14 protein-coding genes are annotated in these 15,412 nt (G+C 34.1%); 12 read left to right on the top strand and 2 right to left on the bottom strand.

All coding sequences use genetic code 11. The annotated features are described in order from the left end of the window. Nucleotides 1-80 precede the first annotated feature (80 nt). Genes ACIQXF_RS06015 through ACIQXF_RS06005 form a run of 3 tightly spaced genes read left to right on the top strand, consistent with a single transcriptional unit; the run spans nt 81 to nt 4,004 of the window. Nucleotides 81-1,421: a tyrosine-type recombinase/integrase gene (locus tag ACIQXF_RS06015; protein WP_402780178.1), complete on the top strand. Its 1,341-nt coding sequence runs from the start codon at nt 81-83 to the stop codon at nt 1,419-1,421. A gap of 2 nt (nt 1,422-1,423) precedes the next feature. Further along, nucleotides 1,424-3,565, top strand: coding sequence for a site-specific integrase (locus ACIQXF_RS06010; protein WP_402780176.1), 2,142 nt, complete (start codon nt 1,424-1,426; stop codon nt 3,563-3,565). Beyond that, nucleotides 3,531-4,004, top strand: a complete 474-nt coding sequence (locus tag ACIQXF_RS06005; protein WP_402780174.1) for a hypothetical protein — start codon at nt 3,531-3,533, stop codon at nt 4,002-4,004. The genes ACIQXF_RS06010 and ACIQXF_RS06005 overlap by 35 nt, the downstream gene beginning before the upstream one ends. An 89-nt stretch (nt 4,005-4,093) precedes the next feature. On the opposite strand, the gene ACIQXF_RS06000 is transcribed toward ACIQXF_RS06005, so the two are convergent. Together ACIQXF_RS06000 and ACIQXF_RS05995 are read right to left on the bottom strand one after the other, a co-directional pair. Next, nucleotides 4,094-4,444: a cyclic-phosphate processing receiver domain-containing protein gene (locus ACIQXF_RS06000; protein WP_377662788.1), complete on the bottom strand. Its 351-nt coding sequence runs from the start codon at nt 4,442-4,444 to the stop codon at nt 4,094-4,096. A gap of 158 nt (nt 4,445-4,602) precedes the next feature. Next, nucleotides 4,603-5,409 carry an abortive infection family protein gene (locus ACIQXF_RS05995; protein WP_402780171.1) on the bottom strand — a complete coding sequence of 269 codons (807 nt, stop codon included), beginning with the start codon at nt 5,407-5,409 and terminating at the stop codon, nt 4,603-4,605. Nucleotides 5,410-5,750: 341 nt separating this feature from the next. On the opposite strand from ACIQXF_RS05995, the gene ACIQXF_RS05990 reads away from it, so the two are divergent. From ACIQXF_RS05990 to hemL, 9 genes are all read left to right on the top strand, one after another. Then, nucleotides 5,751-6,623 (top strand): phosphotransferase, encoded by an 873-nt coding sequence (locus ACIQXF_RS05990; protein ID WP_402780169.1) that lies wholly within the window; start codon nt 5,751-5,753, stop codon nt 6,621-6,623. Nucleotides 6,624-6,906: 283 nt separating this feature from the next. Further along, nucleotides 6,907-7,749, top strand: coding sequence for a hypothetical protein (locus tag ACIQXF_RS05985; RefSeq protein WP_402780167.1), 843 nt, complete (start codon nt 6,907-6,909; stop codon nt 7,747-7,749). Between the two features lie 162 nt (nt 7,750-7,911). Next, a complete protein-coding gene (locus ACIQXF_RS05980) occupies nt 7,912-8,397 on the top strand; it encodes a peptide ABC transporter substrate-binding protein (RefSeq protein ID WP_402780165.1) in 486 nt (161 codons plus the stop codon). Between the two features lie 501 nt (nt 8,398-8,898). Continuing rightward, nucleotides 8,899-10,263, top strand: a complete 1,365-nt coding sequence (gene hemA, locus ACIQXF_RS05975; protein ID WP_402780163.1) for a glutamyl-tRNA reductase — start codon at nt 8,899-8,901, stop codon at nt 10,261-10,263. Between the two features lie 179 nt (nt 10,264-10,442). Then, nucleotides 10,443-11,270, top strand: coding sequence for a cytochrome c biogenesis protein CcsA (gene ccsA / locus ACIQXF_RS05970; protein ID WP_402780161.1), 828 nt, complete (start codon nt 10,443-10,445; stop codon nt 11,268-11,270). Nucleotides 11,271-11,288: 18 nt separating this feature from the next. Next, nucleotides 11,289-12,221, top strand: a complete 933-nt coding sequence (hemC, locus tag ACIQXF_RS05965; RefSeq protein ID WP_402780159.1) for a hydroxymethylbilane synthase — start codon at nt 11,289-11,291, stop codon at nt 12,219-12,221. Continuing rightward, nucleotides 12,211-12,972: a uroporphyrinogen-III synthase gene (locus tag ACIQXF_RS05960; protein WP_402780157.1), complete on the top strand. Its 762-nt coding sequence runs from the start codon at nt 12,211-12,213 to the stop codon at nt 12,970-12,972. Before hemC ends, ACIQXF_RS05960 begins: the two co-directional genes overlap by 11 nt. Further along, on the top strand, nt 12,969-13,949 hold the full coding sequence (hemB, locus tag ACIQXF_RS05955) for a porphobilinogen synthase (protein ID WP_402780155.1): 981 nt from the start codon (nt 12,969-12,971) through the stop codon (nt 13,947-13,949). Before ACIQXF_RS05960 ends, hemB begins: the two co-directional genes overlap by 4 nt. Beyond that, a complete protein-coding gene (gene hemL, locus ACIQXF_RS05950) occupies nt 13,950-15,242 on the top strand; it encodes a glutamate-1-semialdehyde 2,1-aminomutase (protein WP_402780153.1) in 1,293 nt (430 codons plus the stop codon). Nucleotides 15,243-15,412: the final 170 nt, after the last annotated feature.

The following is a 15,412-nucleotide window of genomic DNA, read 5'->3' as shown; positions in this document are numbered from 1 at the left end:
ACTTAAAAGGTTAAACACTGTACAAGCCTTATAGGAAATACTAAAATAAGAACATTAGTTCTTATTAGGGGGGTTAATAGTTGTATTGGTTTGAGTATTGCCCAAAGCACATTGAAAGTAAGTATCAATTACTTGTATTTAAAGATAACGAGCCTTTTATTCCTTTGACTGATTATTACCATGATTGTTTAGGGAGAATTGATAAAAGCTCTGCAATATCATATTTGAATTGCTTACTTCCATTTTTTAAATGGCTAGAATTAGAAAGTAACTATCGAGGAAACAAGGTTCAATGGAATGATTCGGAAGAAAAAATACGTGTTGTGGTTGAAGATTATTTGATGCATGAAATGAAGTGTAAGATTCGTGATAAAAATACCTTCCGTTTTGTAAATCTAACTAACAAAAGTCCAAACACAATAAATCGGTTTTTATCGGCATTAAAATCATTTTACAAGTCAATGATACGGTTAAAACAGTATCACTATAGTAATCCATTAATAGATGGTCAGGCTATCTTACACAGCTACAAAGAGGAGATAAAAGGTTTTCGAGAAGATAAGCCAAGAATGCCTTCAATTGCAGGCACAGAAGAAGCTATTCCTCACCGTAGATTAACAGACTCTTATTTTAAAATTATCAATGAAGAATGGCAACCACAAATTATTGACGATATAGATTTACCATATCAAGTATATCAAGCTGGTAAAAAAGTAAGTTGGTCGCTTCGTGAAATGGTCATAGCTCGTATGTTATTTGAGACGGGTGCAAGGGCATCAGAAATTATTGAATTAACAATTGGAGATTACCGCAAACGTAAAAGTCATCAAGAATTTGTTACATTCAATAAAGGGAGTCATGGCAAAAAAATTAAGTTTATTCGTGTTAGCAAAGATACGGTGAAAAGATTGTTTCACTATATAGATACTGAAAGAAAATCCTTAGACGAAAATCATTTAACTTTTGAACAGTTACCAGATGATGCTCCAATCTTTTTATCAGCAAACGGTACACCTTTTACTTATTATGCTTGGTATTACCATTGGAACCGAGCAATGAAGATAAATGAATTAAGTTTAAATCCACATAAAGCAAGACACTGGTTCGTTACTTCTCGATTAAGAGAGATTTACAACGTTGCAAAAAAAGAAACAGAAATACATCAACGAAAAAATGAGTTAATTAAATATATGAAATGGAAAAACCCAGATACGATGGCTGTGTATGAGCATCATTTTGATGAAACAAAACATCGAGAGGCACATGAAAAAATGTTAGAGCAAATGCAACAAAACGAAAATACCTATGTTAAGCAACGGCAATCATCAAGAAAAACAAAGCAAAGATTGACCGTAGTTAAATCATCAGCTATTGAAGACTTTGATGAAGATTTAAAAGAATTATTAGAGGGGTTAGAATAAACTTGAATGAAATAATACAGTCAAATCCAAAAACAGAATGGTATAAAAAAATGCTAGAACAAATGGACGCTCGATTATTGTGTCTACCGAATAGTAGAGGGGAATTTTTAATTGATAAATTAGATGAACGAGTGCTTAAATATTTGAATAATAGCTGTTTGAGTTTTGAGTGGAAAAACCAACTCTTGCTCATAGCGTTAACCGATATAGCTAATAATATTGACCATAAAACGATATTAAAAAAATTAAACACCCTCCATCCAAGATTCAAAGATGTTTTTAGAGAATGTAAGATCACTTCATTTTCAGATTTCGAGCCAGATGTTCATTTATTTAAATATTTTCAAGGTAATATTTGTATCAATTCTTCTAACAGTATGAAAAAGGAATTACTAACAAACTATAAAACATCAGAATACAACACAAAAAAATGGGTTAATAATACCTTAATTTCAGGTGAACGAGAGTATTTCCAAAAATTTTTATTGCCCCCTTTGTCAATGGATAGTAGAGATTTTGCCTTTACTAAATTAGCCAGTCAAGAAGCCCAAAATACTCGCAAAGATGAAACGGATGCTATTGTGCCACATCTTTCAACAATACGTGCAGAAGCAAATCTACGATGGAATCAAATAAAAAGACTAAGGGATGCATTTCAGCGACAAGTAAGGCTTGTAGAATCGGAATCATTATTATTACCGATTGAATTTTCTTATGCCGAACCAAAACGTATTGGAGAAGTATTTCATTTTCGCTTATGGGATAAACCTTCCTTTGTACTGAACCATCAAAATGAGTTTTCAGAAGCTGTTATAAAGCAAGCAAGTCAAAAAAAATCAACCTATTCTGATGAAAATAACGCTTATTTCCTTGAATTTGTTCGTGCTGAATCTATAGAGGGTGAGTCAGTACCAGAAGGTTTTTGGTTTAATGAATTAATTGAGCAGAATGTTTTAGGGTTATGGACAAAAAACAGACCAGTTGAAGAACATGAGAAGATTTTAAATTTCTTATCTTTATGGGGATACAAGTCTGAAAATGAGCAAAAACCTCTTCCGTTTTTTTCAAAACATAAAGGCATAATAACACCTTCAACATTTATATCTTTACACAAGGATAAAGCAGAAGGCTTACTAATAGACGTCCAACCATTTCATACAGCTTGTACGTTTGGTCTATTAGCCATCGACATTTTAACAACAACAGGAGCAAGAAAGAACGAATTACTCCAAATTAGTAATACAAAAGAATGTATTCAGGTAAAGAAAATTAATGATAAACTACATTATTCCTATAAAGCTATTCCTAAAGGAAGAGATTCGTTAGAAGAATTTTATATAAGTAAACAAACGATGGAGCATATTCAAATGGTATCAAGGATGTTAAAGGAACATTATGGAAGTGATAAAATTCCAAGTGTCCTATACAGAGATGAAAGAAAGCATGTATTCTCTACACCTATGCCGTATTATTTTCAATACGAAGGTAAAGCATTAAACTACTTTGCTTTATACAGTTCCATTCGATTTTTACTTCATGGATTATTATTTGAGATGCAGGACGGACAAGCTGTAACTATAAAAACACACCTATTACGTCATGCATTTGCGACAGAAGCTGTTCAACGTCAAAAAATGCCGATTGATATTGTCGCAAAAATGTTGCATCAAAAGGATTTTAACGTAACAGGTTATTATTCAGCTCCTACACCTACCCAAATCGCAGAATCAGTAAGTGAGTTACACGATGTCATTTCAAGTTATGTAGATATTGATGATGTGTATTTAAGAAGTCCACAAGAGTTACAAAAAGAATTTGATGCCTATGCAGAAAAAGTTGGTGTATTTAATAAAGTATTGGGTGGTACTTGTGTTACTGATTATGTTTGTCCTACTAAAATGCAATGTTTAGGCTGCAAAGCAAAAATACCTGAACCAGACCAAGAGGATGAATTATTAGAGGTCATTCAATTATCTAAAGATATGGAAAAACGATTTAAACAAATGGGTTTAGAGGTCGAAGTTCGGAAAGCAAAAGAGATGGCAAAACAAGCTAAGATTGAATTGAAAGAAATTGATTTAATTAAGCAATACAGAGAGGAACGCAATTATGAACCAATCACTACAAGGAATCCATTCAGATAAGCATCAATGGCTTGATAAAGTACATCAACAACGTAAAGAGCGTTCTATATCTATTGGTATTCGAACGATTGATTTTCTCGTTTCAAAAGGTATTCTTGTAACTTATCATAATATTAGTCATCATTCAAAAGCGTTTGATGAAAACCAGAAAGGTATTCATATAAATACTATCAAACGAAATGAAGAACTCTATGAGTATTACAAAAAACATAGTAGAACTTATAGAATAAAGAATGCCCGTAAAAAGCCAGAGAAGCCTTCTAAACTTGACGAATCCACTTTAAGAAGGATTTCCCCTAATCGGGACGCAAATAACGCTAGAAAGAAATATATGCAACTTTCTAAGGCTGAATTAGTTAACCGTTTAATTGAAGTTGAACAATATGTTGCAGAGAATCAACAACGCTGGGTTAGTAGTCAATTTGAAAGCTTTAAATAATTCAAAAAATATGGGCATTCGTAATAAGTAGTGGACTGCCCATTATTTTTCTTTTTCTTACTAAACTATTTGAATTGTTTAGTATTACTTTATTCGGTATATTTATTTTCGGTAATAGAATAGTGGTAAATTTCAATATCTGAATCAATGAAACCTCTTCGTTTCGCTCCATGCAGTGTGTGATACATATTCTCTCTACCAACAGGGTTGTCCGTATGAAGATATATTTTGTTTGCCCGTAACCCTTTTTCACAAATATATTTTACTAAGTCATAACCTGTTGGCAATAGATTACCTTGTAGATCTTCTCCTAAATCATGGTCAAGAGAAAGTATATCTACTTCGTGAGTTTCAAGTAAGTGAATGGCTTCTTGAAACGTTCTTGCCACGACAAAACCAATCGGACAATCTCTTAAATCATCCACATATACATTAATCATAATATTCCTTTCTCCACGATATGTTTCAAATACGTAGTGAAATATAATTTTAAAAAATTAGTTTCCACTACTTGTTACGAATAGCAAAAAATATATAAACATGACTAATAATAAAGGGATATTTACGTGCATTTTCCAATATCTCTTTATTACTCGTTTTACAACCAATGTATTAATTCAACCATTTCATCAACTTCATCAATAAATTTGAGAATAGCAATAATATGACTGCATATTAGCTTGCTTTCATTACTGTTTAGAATTTGATTATCGTGTGCAAAACTTCTATTGTTTCGAACTTGATTATATTCACTTAAAATGTTCGCATATACTTTTAAAATTTGTAATGTCATATTAGAATCAACAATATTACTTGCTTCTAAGTGCTTACGATACTTACCGAATAAGGTGTGTAATCCATCTTCTTTATCATAAGGTAATTTATATTTAGTACATAGTTGTCTGAAAAAACGCGTACTGAATGTATGTAATCTATCTAGTGCAAGTTCTGGTTTATCTTCTTTTAGGTTTTTCTTTATTTCATCTGAAAGGATTTGAAGAGAGGCAGAACCAAATACGTCAATTGTTGTAAGTGTATCAATATCACTGTCTAAGCTAAATTCAAGTGTTAAATCTGGTATAAATATAATACCTTTTAAATCATAGCCGACTTCTGATGGAATTAAACTTTGGCAAACATCAAATAAGGTTGACTTAATTTGGGGTTTATCTAATTCTTCAATCGCTGCGGAAGGTAATGCAAATTTTATATTTATACCTTTAGCATCCCAACGACTTCCTCTTGCCCCATCAACATAATAAGATGTACCTAAATCTTCAATAGATAAAGTAGCTGTTCTCAAAACCTCCCATGACATATCTGAATGTTTTCTTTTCAGTTCACTTATCACGACTTGAAAGAATTTCTCCTCACTAACGGGTAAACAGTATGTATAATCACTCATAAAATACACCCCACTCTTATTATTACTAGTATTTTACAGTATAGATTGATTCTTATCTATTGTAGCTTGTAATAAAGATTGATTATTTATAATAAAGAACGATAATTTGTAATAAAGTTTGATTAAAATCATCCTTCCTCTGTAAAATTTCTTAGAGGTTAGATGATTCTTTTTTGGATATTTATGTTAATGTAACTATAAAGATTGTGATGAAATGTACTTAATACTAACGGGGCAGGTTAGTTGAATAAGAAATAATATATATTGAATGGTTTAAAGGGGATCTGTTATTGCTTTATAGTAAAATTAATAGATACAAAAGAATGATTGGATGGATAACTTTGACTGAAAAAGTATTAAAAAAACATTTGAAAGAAAAATACGGTGATTTTTCACTTGTTCGATTAACTGGAGGGTACACAAATGACACTTTTTTGTTAAATGGTACACTTCCTCCGTTAGTTGTTAAAGTTGCAAATAAATTTAACGAAGACATTGAAAATGAAATAAATTGTTTAAATTTAATTCAAGAAACAGGAGTAACACCAAAAATTTATGAGTTAATAGAAACAGATGCCCTTCAAATAATTGTAATGGAGTACAGAAAAGGAATAAATGGACAATCCATTTTAGATAACAATGAATTAGAAAGAACAATGGAATTATATAAAAACTTAGGAGCATCTCTTGCTAAAAGAATTCATTCAATAAAATATAACTATACTTCAAGTGGAATTAAAGAATGTACTTTTAATGAATTAAACTTAAGTTTAGATTTTGTACCTGAATTTCTTATTGCAAATTCTATGGAGATATTACAAAACTTAAACGATACTAAGGAGGAATGGGTTTTAACGCACGGTGACTATGGGATTCACAATGTTTTATACACAGATACTAATACTCTTACAGTCTTAGATTGGGAATGGTCTGAATGGGCAAATCCTTTAACCGATATAGGATGGGTCTGCTGGTTTACAAAACTTCATTACCCTGAATATGCGGACTCATTAAATCTCTTATTTATTAAAGAATATAAAATTAATAATCCAATACACTTATCTCCTGAAGTATTAAGGTCTTACTGTGTATATAAAGTATGGAAAGTATTACATAAGGTCAAAAAAGCACCACAAGAAGTACAGGAGGAATGGATAAGACGTTTAAAATGGACCATAGAAACGGACATTTTTAATTTCGTCTTAATGAACTAAGGGTGCTTTACTTCAAGATGGGATTCCACAGAGACCCCATCTTTTTCTTATTCAACTAACGGGGCAGGATAGTTGAATAAGGAATTAATGTAGCTGAACAGGACAAACTAAACCTAATATTTAAGGTGATGAAATTGGATAAAAGTATTCCTCTTATATTGGTTTTATTTGGTGTATTAAATTCTTGATTGTATTATGGAACTTTTCTAAATACGCCCATTTTACACTAAATAATTTAAAGGAACTACAATCTTTGATCTCGGTATAAAAAGGAGACATATTGATGAAGAAAATAATGCTACCTACATTATTGCTACTCTTTGCATTTAGCTTTAGTCCAATATTTGTTCACGCTAACGAGAACCAGAAAGAAGACTTAATGAAAATTGTTAGCAGATTTATGCCATCGAATGCGTCACTTATAAGTCCTGAAAATCCTTCCTCCACACTGCCAATTCAACTCTATGACTTTGACCACGATGGACAGAAAGAAATAATCTTTACTTTTGAAATTAAAGCAAAAGATCAACCAGCCCCTTCCCAGTTTGGATCAATAGTGCTAAAAAAGGACAATGCTAATTGGCGAAAAGTTTTGGAAACAAAAATTCAAGGAGTAGATTTGGATTTTTCGGGTTTGGAAGATATTACAGGTGATGGTACAAAGGAATACTTATTCGGTGTTACAATTGGTGCAGCAGCAGGAAGCGAACTTGAAGTTTATCAATGGATTGATAACTCATTCAAAAAGATTGATGATGTTCCTTATCATAAAATGGATTTTGTGATTGGAAAACAAAAAGTTGGTATAGCAGTTTGGCAAATGTATATTGGCGATAGTTATTTAGTGGATGTACTAAAATGGAATGGTGAAAAGTTGGTCTATAATGAAGAATTATATTCTAAATACTATCCGATAATCGAAAAGTTTTATAAAGATAAAATTTCAGAAATGGATGCCTGGTTTTACTGGTATTGCCTTGCAGATGCCCAAATTAAAGCAAATAAATTTGAAGAAGCTTCTAAATCTATTCGAAAGGGGATTTCGTTAGCTAAAAAATCATCAATGCAAGAAGTAGTCCAAGACTTTAATGATTTAACTGAAAGGCTAGAGAACAAGAGAAATTAAACAAAAGCTTCTTCAACTAACGGGTGCGTTTACTTGAAGAACATGGAGTTGCATATGCAGCTCTTTTTTATTGAACTAACGAGGCAGTTTAGTGGAGTAATAAGTGTGTGTTTGAAACAGAATGAAAAGTAACCTCGTCTATATAGTAAAGGAGGGAGAAGTTTGAAGTTAAAATATTTTAGTATTTTTTTTGTTTTACCGTTATTGCTATCTGCTTGCAATACTGGAATAGAACCCAAGGAACATTTGGGGGAAATATATAGTGTTGCATTGGACTCGATAATGGAACAGGATGAAGCATTAAATAGTGATATGAAATATATAGCTATTGATATGAGTAAGTTCGAGGAAGTGGATGAAAGTGATAAAGAAGGGATTTTAAGCTACTTCAAGAAAAAATATAAAGTTGATGTAATGGATGCTACTTTTGACCAACTGGAGGAAAAGGAATTATATAATCCTGATACAATGTCTTTGGATGGTGTGCTTCTTAGAATAGATAAAGTTGATTATAAATTCAACAACAATATCTATTTTGAAGGTTCCAAGTATCGTTCAGGTGATGGGGCTGTCGGAGTAGAAGTGACAGTTCATTATAAGGGCAATAAGTGGAAATCTAAAAAAGTTAAAAAGACCTGGGTTAGCTAATTTTATTGTGCTAACGGGGTGCTTTAATTGAATATTCGCATCCCGAAATAATCAAACTTTTTTATAAAAACCAAACTAGATAAATAAAGAACCAACTGTTTTGATCAAACTTTGTTTCAAAACAGTTGGTTTCTTTCTGTATAAAATCAGCGTTTGCAACTTACTTTTAATCGAACTTTATTAAAAAGCTACATCAATATAAAAATAATAGCAGAATTAGTCCTTCAACTAATTCTGCAAAAAGCTATTATAATGTGTAACATTCTATTTGTCATGTTGTTAAATCTTTAACAGTAGAAAATAACTTGACTTTTAATAAAATTTTTAGGGGCAGTTTTTTAATTTGAAACATGAAGTATAATTTGTTACACTTAGTTTATAATAATTCTAATGTAGATGATGAATTACAGTTCTTCATGACATGTTCACAAATTATAGATGAACTCTTGTCGAACTGTGCTATAATGAGATTTGTGAATTAGAACGTGTGAGGTGTTATTCATGCATACCATCGTAGTAGGCTTGAATTATAAAACAGCGCCAGTTGAGATTCGTGAAAAGTTATCATTCATAGAGAGTGAACTACCACAGGCAATGGAAGCGCTACAAAAACAAAAAAGTATTTTAGAAAATGTTATCGTTTCAACATGTAACCGTACAGAAATTTATGCGGTTGTTGATCAATTGCATACTGGACGTCATTTTGTTAAACAATTTTTAGCAAATTGGTTCGACCTGCCAGTTGAGACATTTTCTTCATATTTAACTATACGTGAAGAAGATCAGGCAATCGAGCATTTATTCAAAGTGACAGCTGGAATTGATTCGATGGTACTTGGTGAAACGCAAATTTTAGGACAAGTAAAGAAGAGCTTCTTAAGTGGACAAGAGATTGGAACAACAGGAACGGTATACAATCAGCTATTTAAACAAGCGGTGACATTTGCGAAGCGTGCACATAACGAAACGGCTATCGGTGAGAATGCGGTATCAGTCTCTTATGCAGCAGTTGAATTAGCAAAGAAAATATTTGGATCTTTACAGCGCAAACATGTGGCCATTTTAGGTGCGGGAAAAATGGGGGAACTTGCTATGGAGAACCTTTACGGTAGCGGTGTCGGAAAAGTAACTGTTATTAACCGTACGTTCGAAAAAGCAGAAAGCCTAGCAGCTAAATTCCATGGTGAAGCAAAATCTATGAAGGAACTTCAATGTTCGTTGCTTGAAGCGGATATTTTAATTACGTCTACAGGTGCAACAGATTATGTTATTGATTACGAATTGATGCAATTTGTTGAACGTTTGCGAAAAGGAAAACCATTATTTATGGTAGATATTGCTGTTCCGCGTGATATTGATCCACGTGTTGGCGATTTATCAAATGTTTTCTTATATGATATAGATGATTTACAAGGAATTGTTGAAGCAAACTTAGCTGAACGTGAACGTGCTGCAGCTGATATTACTACAATGATTGGCAAAGAAGTTGGGCAATTTAAAGACTGGGTTGCGACTCTTGGGGTTGTTCCAGTGATATCGGCTTTACGTAAAAAAGCAAATTCTATTCAAGAAGAGACAATGATTAGTATCGAAAATAAAATGCCAGACTTAACGGATCGGGAACGTAAAATTTTAAGTAAGCATACAAAATCTATTATCAATCAATTGTTAAAAGAACCAATTTTACAAGCTAAGGAAATGGCAAATTCACCAAAAGCAAATGAACAGTTACGTTTATTCCAACAAATTTTTGGTATTGAGGATGCGGTGGAAGCCGAGCTTAACGCGATGGCAAAGCAAGAACTTGAACGTAAAGAACTCTTACAGTCGTCACAAACTTCCACTGAACCAAAATACTCTTTCTAAGATGTCTACGTGTTCGCGGTGCAACGTTTGAATAGTTTTTTTTGCGAACGAGACTTTCTACTGATATTAAATGAGGCGTTTTCGTATCTGTATGGTAAACTAAGGATACGAAAACGTTTTTCTTTTCTAGGCTGAAGTAAGAAAACTTTAGCACTTTCGTTACAAAGAAGGGATGTCTATTGGCTGATTTGACAATGACAAGGCTCTATGAAGTAATGATCGTCTTGTATGCGATCAGTCTGGTATTTTACTTTACTGATTACTTGTATAAACAAATAAAAGCAAGGCGAATTGCTTTTTGGCTTGTTTCATTCGTTTGGGTAATTCAAAGTGCCATCATTATATTAACTTTTGTGGAAACAAAGCGCTTTCCGATTTTATCCTTGTCTGAAGGAATTCTATTTTATTCATGGCTGCTCGTGACATTATCTATTATTTTGCACTGTATTGCACGAGTTGATCTACCGGTGTTTGTAATTAATATACTAGGATTTTTGTTCGCTAGTATTTTTACTTTTATGCCGAAACGGCCAACAGGGGCGGTTAGTGACACGCTGATTTCGGAAATGCTTTTTATTCATATATCATTTGCGATTTTATCGTACGCAGCTTTTTCGTTAACATTTGTTTTTGCAATATTGTATTTAGTGTTATATCGTTTGCTGAAAAAGAAAAAATGGTCACATTTATGGACAAGGTTGCCCTCATTACAACAGACGAGCAATTGGATGAATGTATCATTTTTCATTGGGATTCCAATGTTATTTATAAGTTTAGTTTTAGGGTTTGAATGGGCACTACTAACGTTAAAGGGTTTTTCGATTTTTGACGCTAAGATTATTGGGTCCTTTATTATTTTAATTTTGTATTGCTTTATTTTATATGTGAATCGTAAAAGTAAGCTAACAGGGACAACTTATGCGTGGGTACATATTTACGCATATCTATTAGTTGTTGTGAACTTCTTTTTAGGAAGTGGTTTATCGCGATTTCATGTATGGTATTAGAAGAAAGGTTGGAGACTGGTGAGAAAAATTATTGTAGGTTCTAGAAGAAGTAAGCTTGCATTAACGCAAACAAATTGGTTTATCAATGAGTTAAAAGCAGCTGGCGTACCATTTGAATTTGAAGTGAAGGAAATTGTTACAAAAGGTGATCAAATTTTAGATGTCCAGCTTTCTAAAGTAGGAGGTAAAGGGCTTTTCGTCAAAGAAATTGAACAAGCACTTTATGACAAAGAAATTGATTTTGCTGTTCATTCTATGAAGGATATGCCGGCAGTATTGCCTGAAGGATTGGTGATCGGCTGTATTCCACCACGAGAGGATGCGCGTGATGCATTTATTTCAAAAGGACATGTGAAATTTGCCGATCTTCCAGCAGGAGCTATAGTTGGGACAAGTTCTCTTCGCCGTAGTGCTCAACTTTTAACAGTTCGTCCAGATATAGAAATAAAATGGATTCGTGGAAATGTGGATACACGTTTAGCAAAACTTGAAACAGATGAATACGATGCAATTATTTTAGCGGCAGCGGGGCTTAAACGTCTTGGCTGGAGCGATGATGTTGTGACTGAGTTTTTACCTGTAGAGGATTGTCTACCTGCAGTAGCTCAGGGATCTTTAGGAATTGAATGCCGTGGGGATGATACGGAGCTATTAGCGGAATTAGGCAAGTTAACAGATAGTATTACATGGCAAGAAGCACATGCAGAACGTGCTTTCTTGGCTGCTATGGATGGTGGCTGTCAAGTACCGATTGCGGGATACGCAAAGTCTAATGGGGAAGAAATTACATTAACTGGCCTTGTTGCTGCCCCAGATGCATCAGTTGTTTATAAGGAAACAGTTGTGGGCACCGACGCGGAAGCAGTTGGGAAAGAGCTTGCTGAAATTTTAACGGAGCAAGGTGCATTTGATCTAATTCAGCGAGTAAAGGCAGAGCAAGATGCAAAGTAATTTACCTTTACAAGGTAAAACTATTATTTTGACAGGTACATCTAAGACTGCAACAATTATAGATGATATTACAGCTTTAGGTGGCCTAGCAGTTATCGCCCCATTGATTGAAACTTGCGAGCTCATTGATAGAAAAGATGATGTGTATTTAGAATTTGCACGTCAATTTGAATGGCTTATTTTTACTAGTCAAAATGCTGTAGATGCTTTTGCTAGCAAAATGCAACGATTTAATTTAAGTGCAAGACATTTTCAAGGGAAAATTGCTTCAATTGGTACAAAGACTACTACAGCATTAGAAAAATTGGGATTTCATGTAAGTTTTATGCCTTCTGTATTTAGTGCAGATGTATTTGTTAAAGAATTTCCTAGTGTAGTAGGTAGTAATCCTACTTGTCTATTTATTCGTGGGGAAAAAGCGAAAAAGACATTGGAAGAAGGGTTACCCTTTAAATTGAAGGAATGGACAGTTTATGAAACGATTGAGCGGCACGATCAAAAACAGGTAATTATTGATTGTATCCGTTCGAATAGTGACGTCACAGTGATCTTGGCGAGTCCTTCCGCTGTTGATGTTTACGCGATGGATGTTGCTTCGGTAATTGGTTGGAAGGCGGCACGTATTGCAGCAATCGGTCATATTACAGAAAGAGCCATTGTAAATCATGATGCTACTGTGGATGTAATGCCAAGTGTATATACTATGCAAGCAGTTATAGAGGAAATAACGAAAGTAGAGGAAAGAAAATGACAAAATTACAATTTCAAAGACATCGTCGTTTGCGTACAAATGCAGCAATACGATCAATGGTAAAAGAAACTTACTTACACAAAGAGGATTTAATTTATCCGATTTTTGTTATTGAAGGTAAAAATATTAAAAATGAAGTACCTTCTATGCCAGGAGTTTTTCAATTTTCATTAGATAACCTTGAAGCTGAGATTGATGAAGTTGTAGCATTAGGAATACCAGCTGTTATTTTATTTGGCTTACCAGCAGAAAAAGATGCAGTAGGAACTGGTGCATTCCATGACCATGGTATTGTGCAAGAAGCAACACGACTTATTAAAGCTCGTCATCCAGAGCTATTAGTGATTGCAGATACATGCTTATGTGAATTTACAGATCATGGACATTGTGGATTAATTGAAGGTGATCAAATTTTAAACGATCCTTCATTAGATGTTTTAGCACGTACAGCCGTATCACAAGCAAAAGCAGGAGCAGATATCATTGCTCCATCGAATATGATGGATGGCTTTGTTGCTGCCATTCGCGCTGGTTTAGACGAAGCAGGTTTTGAAAATGTACCGATTATGTCATATGCCGTAAAATATGCATCTAGTTACTACGGACCATTCCGTGATGCAGCTGATGGTGCCCCTCAATTTGGCGACCGTAAATCATACCAAATGGACCCATCAAATCGTATAGAGGCATTCCGTGAAGCAGAGTCAGATATTGCAGAAGGTGCGGATTTCTTAATTGTTAAGCCAGCACTAAGTTATTTAGATATTATTCGTGATGTGAAAAATAACTATCCATTACCGATTGTTGCATATAACGTTTCTGGTGAATATGCAATGATCAAAGCAGCAGCTATTAATGGTTGGATTGAAGAGAAAAAAGTTGTGCTTGAAACATTACTAGGCATGAAGCGTGCAGGTTCTGATTTAATCATTACGTATCATGCAAAAGATGTTGCACGTTGGTTGGAGGAGAAATAAATGGCGCGTTCTTATGAAAAATCAAAACAAGCATATGCTGAAGCAATTAATTTAATGCCAGGTGGTGTTAGTAGCCCAGTACGTGCATTCAAATCTGTAAATATGGATCCAATTTTCATGGAATCTGGACACGGTGCCATCATTAAAGATATTGATGGTAATGAATATATTGATTATGTATTATCGTGGGGCCCACTTATTTTAGGTCATACGCATCCAGAGGTTGTGAAGGCAATTGCAGAAACAGCAGCGAAAGGCTCTTCATTTGGAGCACCAAGCTACACAGAAAATAGATTAGCCAAATTAGTATTAGATCGACTGCCTGGTATGGAGATGATTCGCTTTGTGTCATCTGGAACAGAGGCTACGATGTCTGCTTTACGTGTTGCTCGTGGGGTAACGGGACGCGATAAAATTTTAAAATTTGAGGGCTCCTATCATGGTCATGGCGATTCCTTGCTTATTAAAGCAGGTTCAGGTGTTGCCACACTAGGTTTACCTGATAGCCCTGGTGTTCCAGCAGATGTTGCACGTAATACATTAACAGTTGCCTACAATGATTTAGAAGGGGCAAGACAAGTTTTCGGAAAATTTGGTTCAGAGCTTGCAGCAGTAATTGTTGAGCCAGTTGCAGGAAATATGGGTGTTGTGCCTCCACAACCAGGCTTCCTACAAGGTTTACGTGAGTTAACAAAGGAACATGGAGCATTGTTAATTTTTGATGAAGTTATGACAGGATTCCGTGTTGACTATAGCTGTGCACAAGGGTATTTCGATGTAACACCAGATATAACAACATTAGGAAAAGTAATCGGTGGGGGACTTCCGGTAGGTGCATTTGCTGGGAATAAGAAAATTATGGAGCAAGTTGCACCAGCTGGTCCAATCTACCAAGCTGGAACATTATCAGGCAATCCATTAGCAATGACTGCGGGCTATGAAACATTATCTCGCCTTGATAAAAATACTTATGAATACTTCAAAAAGTTAGGAGATCAATTAGAGACTGGTTTCCGTGAAGCTGCTACGAAATATAATATACCACATACTGTTAACCGTGCTGGTTCAATGATTGGATTCTTCTTTACGAATGAAGAAGTTATTGATTTTGCTTCAGCAAAAACATCTGATTTACAATTATTCGCTGAATATTTCCGCTTAATGGCAGAGGAAGGTATTTTCTTACCACCATCTCAATTTGAAGGATTATTCATTTCAACAGCACATACAGAAGAGCATATCGCAAAAACGGTGGATGCCTTCAATAAAGTCTTTGCTCAATTGGCTAGATAAAATGGAAGCAAATAGATGTTCTTTAGTGTAATTCTCAATCAATTAACTAATAAAACCACTTGCTATCAATGCTAAAAATTGATAGTAGGTGTTTTTTTGTATGCTTTTTTAACTATTTTTTATGCGCTAACCATACCAATTTTCACATACTCAAAAAAGAAAGACATTTA

Origin of the sequence: Lysinibacillus sp. NPDC097231, assembly GCF_044761885.1 — a bacterium.
Taxonomy (GTDB): Bacteria; Bacillota; Bacilli; order Bacillales_A; family Planococcaceae; genus Lysinibacillus.
Note: the sequence above shows the minus strand (reverse complement) of the source record. Positions and strands in the feature narration are given on the sequence as shown.